Origin of the sequence: Pengzhenrongella sp., from assembly GCF_036565025.1 — a bacterium.
Classification (GTDB): domain Bacteria; phylum Actinomycetota; class Actinomycetes; order Actinomycetales; family Cellulomonadaceae; genus Pengzhenrongella.
In genome coordinates this window covers 1-8,286 of sequence record NZ_DATCNW010000287.1, presented here as the reverse complement: position 1 = coordinate 8,286, position 8,286 = coordinate 1, and the positions used below count along the sequence as shown (strand labels likewise).

8 protein-coding genes and 1 tRNA gene are annotated in these 8,286 nt (G+C 73.5%); 6 read left to right on the top strand and 3 right to left on the bottom strand.

Annotated features, from left to right (window positions below; genetic code table 11):
* Positions 1-884: 884 nt before the first annotated feature.
* Together VIM26_RS16780 and VIM26_RS16775 are read right to left on the bottom strand one after the other, a co-directional pair.
* Positions 885-1,295 (bottom strand): VOC family protein, encoded by a 411-nt coding sequence (locus VIM26_RS16780; RefSeq protein ID WP_331953227.1) that lies wholly within the window; start codon positions 1,293-1,295, stop codon positions 885-887.
* Entirely contained in the window at positions 1,292-1,549 is a 258-nt protein-coding gene (locus VIM26_RS16775; protein ID WP_331953225.1) for a hypothetical protein, read from the bottom strand. Before VIM26_RS16775 ends, VIM26_RS16780 begins: the two co-directional genes overlap by 4 nt.
* 54 nt (positions 1,550-1,603) lie before the next feature.
* Between VIM26_RS16775 and VIM26_RS16770 the strand changes: the two genes are divergently transcribed.
* Together VIM26_RS16770 and VIM26_RS16765 are read left to right on the top strand one after the other, a co-directional pair.
* Positions 1,604-2,101, top strand: a complete 498-nt coding sequence (locus VIM26_RS16770) for a CGNR zinc finger domain-containing protein (protein ID WP_331953223.1) — start codon at positions 1,604-1,606, stop codon at positions 2,099-2,101.
* Positions 2,102-2,129: 28 nt separating this feature from the next.
* Positions 2,130-2,771 carry a DUF998 domain-containing protein gene (locus VIM26_RS16765; protein ID WP_331953221.1) on the top strand — a complete coding sequence of 214 codons (642 nt, stop codon included), beginning with the start codon at positions 2,130-2,132 and terminating at the stop codon, positions 2,769-2,771.
* Positions 2,772-2,903: 132 nt separating this feature from the next.
* Here VIM26_RS16765 and VIM26_RS16760 read toward each other — a convergent pair.
* Positions 2,904-2,976 (bottom strand) — tRNA-Arg (locus VIM26_RS16760).
* A 68-nt stretch (positions 2,977-3,044) separates the two neighbouring features.
* Between VIM26_RS16760 and VIM26_RS16755 the strand changes: the two genes are divergently transcribed.
* The 4 genes from VIM26_RS16755 to ettA all read left to right on the top strand — a co-directional run.
* A complete protein-coding gene (locus tag VIM26_RS16755) occupies positions 3,045-4,706 on the top strand; it encodes a dynamin family protein (protein WP_331953219.1) in 1,662 nt (553 codons plus the stop codon).
* A complete protein-coding gene (locus VIM26_RS16750; RefSeq protein WP_331953217.1) occupies positions 4,703-6,268 on the top strand; it encodes a GTPase in 1,566 nt (521 codons plus the stop codon). The genes VIM26_RS16755 and VIM26_RS16750 overlap by 4 nt, the downstream gene beginning before the upstream one ends.
* A gap of 87 nt (positions 6,269-6,355) precedes the next feature.
* The gene (locus tag VIM26_RS16745) at positions 6,356-6,901 is read left to right on the top strand and encodes a single-stranded DNA-binding protein (protein WP_331953215.1); all 546 of its coding nucleotides are present in this window, start codon (positions 6,356-6,358) and stop codon (positions 6,899-6,901) included.
* A 102-nt stretch (positions 6,902-7,003) separates the two neighbouring features.
* The coding region (gene ettA / locus VIM26_RS16740; RefSeq protein WP_331953213.1) for an energy-dependent translational throttle protein EttA at positions 7,004-8,286 on the top strand (1,283 nt) is incomplete at its 3' end.

Here is an 8,286-nt window from a genome sequence, read left to right as displayed (position 1 = left end):
CGTGGCGGGCGTGGCGGGCTGACCATGTCCGGCGGGCCGAGCGGGCAGGGCGAGCCGACCGGGTGGGGTGGGCTGGCCGGGCGGAGCGAGCCGGGCGAGCGGGGTGGGCTGAGCCGGCGGCGGCTGGCTGGGCTGACCCGGCCAGATAGGCCGCGCACGCTGTGGCGGAGCCGGCTGGTCATGCCAGGTGGGCCAGGTGGACGGTGCCGCCTGCGTGGCCGGAACGGGCGGAGCGACGGGCGTTTCGACGGGCGCGGGCTGGATCGGCGGCGCCTGCCGACTGGGTCGAGCGAAGGCGCTGCGCCGGGCCGGCCGGGCGCGCGTGGTCGTGCGCGCGGGCTCGGCAGGCGGCGCAGGAGGCGAGGCGCGGTGCTCGATGGGCGGTGCAGGTGGGCTGGCGCGGCGCGCGGCAGGAGGCGCCGGCGGGGTGGCGCGGCGCTCGTCGTCGGGCCTCGGGGCGGGGCTGGACGAGGTGGGGCCGGAGTGGCGACCCATCAGCGATCCCCGGCGGGCGGGCGCGGGAAGGTGGGAACTGGCACCCCACATCGTGACAGATGCGTCGGGACGCGCCGGGCCTCGCTGGGCCCTGGCGCATCCCGACGGATCCGTGCGTCCGGCGCTGGGCGGCGGATCGCGAGCTCAGCGGATCGACAAGAACAGCGGATTGAGGGCTGTCAACGTGCGGTCGCGCTGGGCGGCGAGGAACTCGAGGCGCTGCTCGTATTCCAGCAAACCAGAGATAGTCGGGGATCGGGGTGCTCATGGTGTGTCTCCGTGACGTGTGGATTTTCGATGGGCCTGGCCGGGCCCTGACATCACCGCGGTGAGCACACCGAACCAGGTCAGGGGGCCGCCTGGCTCCTCTTTTCTCCGCTGCGCCGCTGCTACCCCGCGGCCTGGCACAGGCAGAACGGGTGCCCGGCCGGGTCCAGGTAGACCCGGAACGAGTCGGGCCCGCCGGCGGTCTGGTCCGGCAGGCCCGTCGCGGTCGCACCGGCCGCGAGCACGGCGGCCTCGGCCGCATCGATGCTGGCCACGTCGATGTCCAGGTGCAGCTGCTGCGGAACCGCCCCGTCGGGCCAGCTCGGCGGCACATGGTTCGGCGCGAGCTGGAAGGCCAGCCCCGTGCCGCCCGGGCCGCGCAGCTCGATCCATTCGGACGAGTCGCCGCGCGTCACGGCCCAACCGAGCAGGGTCGAGTAGAACGCCGCGAGCCCGCGCGGGTCCGGGCAGTCGAGCACCACGAGATCGAGACGTCCGACGCCGACTCCGGTGGTAGGCGCCGTCGTGTTCATGCGCGGCAGCCGATCATGGACGTCACGCCGGCCGGCGATCCGGTGGGGGTGAGGTGGCCGGGCGTCGCGGGTCGGCCCCGCACGGCGAGGACGAGGCGGGCAAGGAGCGAGGGTCGCACCGGGGCGACCCGGGCGTGTCCGACCCGCACGCCGGATTGCCGTACCCGCTCAGCGTGCAGGCGTTGCCGGATCTGGCGTTCCCGCTCCAGCGTGCGCAGACGCTCGTCGCGTTCGAACGAAACCCCACTGCTCAACCCTGGCACCCGCCACCCACACACGCACCCGCCAAACGTGGTTATGATGGTTACGTGAATTCAGCCACCGCGACCGGCGCGACGGCGCTCGTTGTCGACTTCCTCAACACGCTCGACGTCGAGACGCGCTCGGACCTGCTCGATCGTCCGGCCGCGTGGTCGACCTGGGCGGGAGGCCGCGGCCTGATGGCCGGGGATCCGGACCTCGCTCGTTCGGTGCGCGGTGCCCTGCGCAACGTTCTCTCGGGTGTCCCGGCCGAGCTGCCCGCCGTCCCGCTCACGGTGTCCGCAGCCGGCGGTGACCTGAGGCTGGTGCCGACCGCGATCCACGACGCGACGTCGACGGTCCTGGCGGCCTTCGCCACCGTGGCGGCCCAGGAAGGTCTGAGTCGCTTCAAGCTCTGCGCGGCCGACGACTGCCGGTGGGCCTTTCACGACCACTCGAAGAACCACTCCCGCACGTGGTGTGACATGGCGGTCTGCGGCAACCGCGCGAAGTCGCGCAAGTACCGGGCCCGGGGTCCGGGCGAGTCGGCGGGTTCCACACCCTGACCAGGCGCCCGGCGCTACTCTCCGAGACGTGTCGGTGACCCGTTCGACGAAGCGCGTGGCGGACGTGCCGCGCTGGGTGCTCGTGCCCGCGATGCTCACTCCCCTCGGCATGATCGGCGGCTGGACGCTCGCGGCCGCCCGCCAGGGCGCCAGATTCGACCCCGTGCGCGAGACGATCAGCGCGCTCGCGGCCCACGCGGCAACCGCCCCGGGGATCATGACCGCCGGGCTCGCGATCACCGGCGCCGGGCACCTCGCGACGGCGCTCGCGCTGCGCCCCGCGGCGCTGCCCGGGCGGCTGCTGCAGGCCACCGGCGGCGTCGCGACCCTGCTCGTGGCGGCCTACCCGGTGGACGGCGACGCGCGCGCGCACGGCCTCGCGGCGACGGTCGCGTTCGTGAGCCTCTCGCTGTGGCCCGCGGCCGCGTCCCGGCGCGGCGCGACCGGCGTGCTGGGCAGGCGCACGGGAGGGCTTGCCACGGCGGCGCTGCTCGCCCTGCTGGCCTGGTTCGGCGCGCAGGAGTACGCACTGGCGCCCGACGGCGGCGCGGTCACCGGCCTGGCCGAACGAGTCCTCGCCGGTGCCCAGGCACTGTGGCCGCTCGTCGTCGTGCTCGCGCTGCTCGGCCGGGCAGCGTCGCGGAACCCGGTGCCGCCGGTCAGTCGCTGACGCGGTTCAGCGCCGAGCCCTGGTCGAAGAGGACCGGGCCGCGCACGCGGGCGCCCAGATCGGCGCAACCAAGAGTCCGCTCGCCGGGCATTTTCGCCGCAACCGCGGCGAGACGACCGTGCTGCTCGGGCGTGCCCCCGGCCGGACTCGAACCGGCAACCTACGGATTAGAAGGCCGTTGCTCTATCCATTGAGCTACGGAGGCGCTTGACGAGCCCAGCGTAGACGGCGCGGGCGTTTGGACTGATCATCCTCCCGGGAGAGGATGGCCCCGTGAGCGCCTATGCGGAGCCCGACGTCTCCGACGCGGCCAACGAGCCGAGCATCGCGACGCCATCGTTGCTCGACGCGGTGCGCGATCTGCGACGTGACGTCCTGGCCACGTCTTTCCCCCTGGAGATCGCTGGTATCGATGACGCCCGCACCTCGCGTGCGCGCCTGCTCGACCAGCTTTCCGACCACCTGCTGCCGCGGCTCGAGGAGCTCTCGGCCCCCGCCGTCGTCGTCCTGGCCGGGTCGACCGGGGCGGGCAAGTCCACGCTGCTGAACTCCCTGCTGGGCGCGGAGATCTCCGAGGCGGGCGTGCTGCGCCCGACGACGCGCCGTCCGGTGATCGCCCACCACCCCGACGACGGCGAGCTGCTCGCGACCCACCCCGTGCTCGAGGCGGTCACCGTCGTGCCGCACGAGCTCGTGCCGCGCGGCATCGCACTGCTCGACGCGCCCGACCTCGACTCCGTGCTCTGGTCGAACCGCGCCACCGCCCATCGGCTCCTCGAGGCGGCCGACCTGTGGCTGTTCGTCACCACCGCGGCCCGGTACGGCGACGCGCTCCCGTGGAAGGTGCTCGCGGGGGCAATGGAGCGCGGCGCCTCGGTCGCGATGGTGCTCAACCGGGTGCCGCGCGATTCGCTCACGACCGTGCGCGGCGACCTGCTCCTGCGGCTGCGCGGCCGGGGCATGCAGGGCGTCCCGCTGTTCGTCGTGCCCGACGTCGGGCCGCACGAAGGTCTCCTCGAGCCGGCCGCGGTCGCGCCCATCAAGCGGTGGCTGACGATGCTCGCAGGCCCCGACCGGGCCCGTTCGGTCATCGCGCGCACGCTGCGCGGGTCGCTCGGCGCGTTGCGTCCGTGGGTCGACACCCAGGCGGAGGCCGTGCAGAACCAGGTGGACGCCGCCGCTGCCCTGCGCGATGCGATCGAGATCGCCCTGAGTGATCCCGCGCACGTCGCACGCGAGACGGTGCTCGCGGGAGCCGTCGCGGACGGCCAGGTCCGGGCCCGGTGGACCGAGCTCTCCGCGCCCGGAGGCCCGCTCGCGCGGGTGCTGCGCCCGTCGGGGAGGATCGGCGGCATCCACCGCGGCGGCCGTGCCCGTGAGGTCGCGCTCGAAGCGCTGCTGGACGACCTGCGCCGGTCCGCCGCGGTGAACCTCGCCGGCGCCGGCTACCTGGCCGAACGAGCCCTTCGTACCCAGCTGTCCGAGCAGGGCGCGCCCGACGGCGGTCCGGCGCTCGTCGACTCGTGGTCCGACGAGGACCGGCGCACCGCACGTGAGGAGCACGCCGAGGCGAACGCCGCGGAGTGGATCGGTATGGCGGACCCGGGCGTTGCGTCGCTCCTGGGGTCCAGCGAGCGGGGGGTCGCGAAGCGGGCCGCGAAGATCGTCCGCTCGATCGGCGCGCACGGGCTCGCCGCCGTCGTCCTGGCGGCCGCAACCGGGCTGCGTCCGGCCGACCGGCTGCTCAAGGATCTCCTCTCGGGCGCCGCCGATCCGCTGCGGGACGCGCTGCGCGAGGCGCTCCTGGAACGCATCCAGTCCCACATCACCAGCGAGGGCGCCGCACTCACCGCCCTGCTGGACGTCCCCGACCTCGCCGATGACGCCTCCTCGCGCCTGCGGCTCCGACTGGCCGTTCTCAAGGGGCTCGCATGACCGCAACGACCCACCTGGTGGGCCACGGCGCACACCGCTCCGACACCGCCGAGCTCACCGGCCGGGTCGAGGCCGTCGAGCGCGCGCTGCGCGTGGCCGACGGTCGGATCACCCCGACGGTCGGTGACCGGGTGGCCACCGCGATGTCGGGTGTCCGCGAGCGGCTCGCCCTCGGCGTCGACCACACGATCGTCGCGCTCGTCGGCGGCACGGGTTCGGGCAAGTCGAGCCTGTTCAACGCGGTCAGCGGGCTCGAGTTCGCCGACGTCGGCGTCCGGCGCCCGACGACGGCCGAGGTCACCGCGTGCGTCTGGAGCTCGACCGGCGACGCGCTGCTGGACTGGCTCGGGGTCGCCGGCGACCGCCGGATCCAGCGGGAGAGCGCGCTCGACGCCGAGGCCGAGGCCGCGCTGCGCGGCCTGGTGCTGCTCGACCTGCCCGACTACGACTCGATCGAGTCCGCCCACCGGGAGATCGTCGACCGGCTGGTTCCGATGGTGGACCTCCTGGTGTGGGTGGTCGACCCGCAGAAGTACGCTGACGACGCCCTGCACTCGGGCTACCTGCGCAACCTCGCCGGGCACGAGGCGGCCATGGTCGTCGTGCTCAACCAGATCGACACCGTGCAGCCGGCGGTGCGCGGGCGCCTGGAGGCCGACGTCGCGCGGCTGCTGACCGAGGACGGTCTGGTCGGCGTGGGCGTGCAGACTGCGTCCGCGCGCACGGGTGACGGCGTCGAGGAGCTGCGGACCCTGCTGGCCGACGTCGCGGCGCGGCACAGCCTGGCCGCCGTGCACGCCGGCGCCGAGGTGACGGACGCCGCGGCGCTGCTCACCCGGCAGGTCGGTCCGCGCGAACCGGCCCGCGACCGGCTGCCGGTCACGTCCGTGGTGGACGCGTTCGCACAGGCCGCGGGCCTGCCCGCGATCGCCGACGCGCTCGAGGCCTCGGTCCGCGGGGGCGGCAGCACCGTGCCCGCGTTCGGGTCCGTCCAGGCGGTCACCGTCGAGCTGGCGCGCGGACGATGGCTCGCGACGGTCGGCATGGGCCTGCCCGCGCGCTGGCAGCGCGCGGTCTCCGACCGCTGTGCGACCACCGAGGTGCTGCGGAACGCCGTCGACGAGCGACTGGCTGCCGTCGGGGTCGCCGCACGGCCTGCGCGCGCCGCCATGGTGCTCGCGATCGGGTGCCTCGCCGCGGTGCTCGGTGCGCTGGTGGTCGGATTCTTCACGCTGGTCCCGCAGGTCGGGTCCGGCGCTGCGGCGACGGCGCTGCGCGCCGACGGGCTCGGCGCCGGTCTGCCGGTGGTGCTGGTGCTGCTGGCGCTCGGGCTGGTGCTCGGACCGACGGCGTTCTGGTTGCGCCGCCGCGACGCGCGACGCCGGGCGGAGCTGGTACGCCACGACGGTCGGTCCGCGCTGGGCGAGATCGTCGAGGCCCACCTGGCGGTCCCGACGCTCGAGGTCCTCGCCGAGCACCGCGAGGTCCGCGAGCTCGCGGCCTCGGCGGCCGGGTTCAAGCCGACCACAGCCGCAGCCGACGGCGCGGCGTCCCCAGGCTGAGCCGACGACGTCGCGCTCGCCCTCGGGCGCGGCGCACTCTTCGCACCAGCGGGCCGGCAACGGTCGGTCCCCGGGCGAGGAGGAACCATGAGCAGGACCGAGCTGAACCTCACTCTGGTCGGGTGGGTGGGGACGGCGCCGAAGCTGTACACCGAGGCCAACAAGACGCCGTACACGAGCTTCCGGATGGCGAGCACCCGGAGCCACTTCGACCCCGCGAGCAACGGGTGGGTCGACGGACGCACCGAGTGGTTCACGATCAAGGCCTTTCGCCAGCAGGCGATCAACGTGGCCGAGTCGCTGCGCAAGAGCGACCCGGTGCTCGTGCACGGCCGCCTGTGCACCGATGAGTGGGCGGGACCGGACGGTCCGCGGATGAGTCTCGTGCTCGAGGCGTACGCGATCGGGGCGGACCTCACGTTCGGTCAGGGACGCTTCGCCCGGACCGAGCCCCGCAGCTCGGTCGCGGACGTGACCGGGCCCGGCGTGGGCGGGGCGGCCGCCCGGGGCGACGTCGGGGACCCGCCGCCCGAGGACCCGTGGCTGACCGACGGGGCGCTGCCGGCGGACCTCGACGCCGAGGGGCTCGACGACGACGAGCTGGACGCGCAAGTGGTCGGGTCGGCCCGATGAGGGCCCGCAGGGTGATCGCCTAGGCTGGGGCACAGACGACCGCCCGCCCCGGACCGGGCGGGCGGACCCCACCATCACCTGAGTTGGGCGGACGATTAGCCAGTGGCTGAGTTCATCTACACCATGTACAAGACCCGCAAGGCGCACGGCGACAAGGTCATTCTCGACAACGTCACCCTGAACTTCCTCCCGGGCGCCAAGATCGGCATCGTCGGACCCAACGGCGCCGGCAAGTCCACGATCCTGCACATCATGGCCGGGCTCGATCACCCGTCCAACGGTGAGGCGCGCCTGTCTCCGGGGTACAGCGTCGGCATCCTGCTCCAGGAGCCGCCGTTGAACGAGGCCAAGACGGTCCTCGGCAACGTCGAGGAGGGCGTCGCGGAGATCAAGGGCAAGATCGACCGCTTCAATCACATCTCCGAGCTGATGGCCGACCCCGACGCGGACTTCGACAAGCTGCTCGCCGAGATGGGCGAGCTCCAGGAGGCGATCGACGCCGCCGACGCCTGGGACCTGGACGCCCAGCTCGAGCAGGCCATGGACGCGCTGCGCTGCCCGCCGCCGGACGCCGACGTGACGGTGCTGTCCGGTGGAGAGCGCCGCCGGGTCGCGCTGTGCAAGCTCCTCCTCGAGAAGCCCGACCTGCTGCTGCTCGACGAGCCCACCAACCACCTCGACGCGGAGAGCGTGCTCTGGCTCGAGGCGCACCTCGCCCAGTACAAGGGCGCCGTGCTCGCGGTCACTCACGACCGGTACTTCCTCGACCACGTGGCCGAGTGGATCGCCGAGGTCGACCGCGGCCACGTGTACCCGTATGAGGGCAACTACTCCACCTACCTGGAGAAGAAGGAAGCCCGCCTGCAGGTCCAGGGCAAGAAGGACGCCAAGCTCGCCCGGCGGCTGCGCGAGGAGCTCGAGTGGGTGCGCTCCAACGCGAAGGGCCGGCAGACCAAGTCCAAGTCGCGCCTCGCGCGCTACGAGGAGATGGCGGCCGAGGCCGACAGCATGCGCAAGCTCGACTTCGAGGAGATCCAGATCCCGCCGGGCCCGCGCCTGGGCTCGGTCGTCATCGAGGCGACGAAGCTCAACAAGGGCTTCGACGGGCGCACGCTCATCGACGACCTGTCCTTCACGCTGCCGCGCAACGGCATCGTCGGGGTCATCGGCCCCAACGGCGTCGGCAAGACGACCCTGTTCAAAACGATCGTCGGCCTCGAGTCGCTCGACGCCGGGGACCTGCGGGTCGGGGAGACCGTCAAGGTCTCCTACGTCGACCAGGACCGCGGCGGCATCGACCCCGAGAAGACCCTGTTCGAGGTGGTCTCCGACGGGCTCGACTACATCAAGGTCGGCAACGTCGAGATGCCGTCCCGCGCGTACGT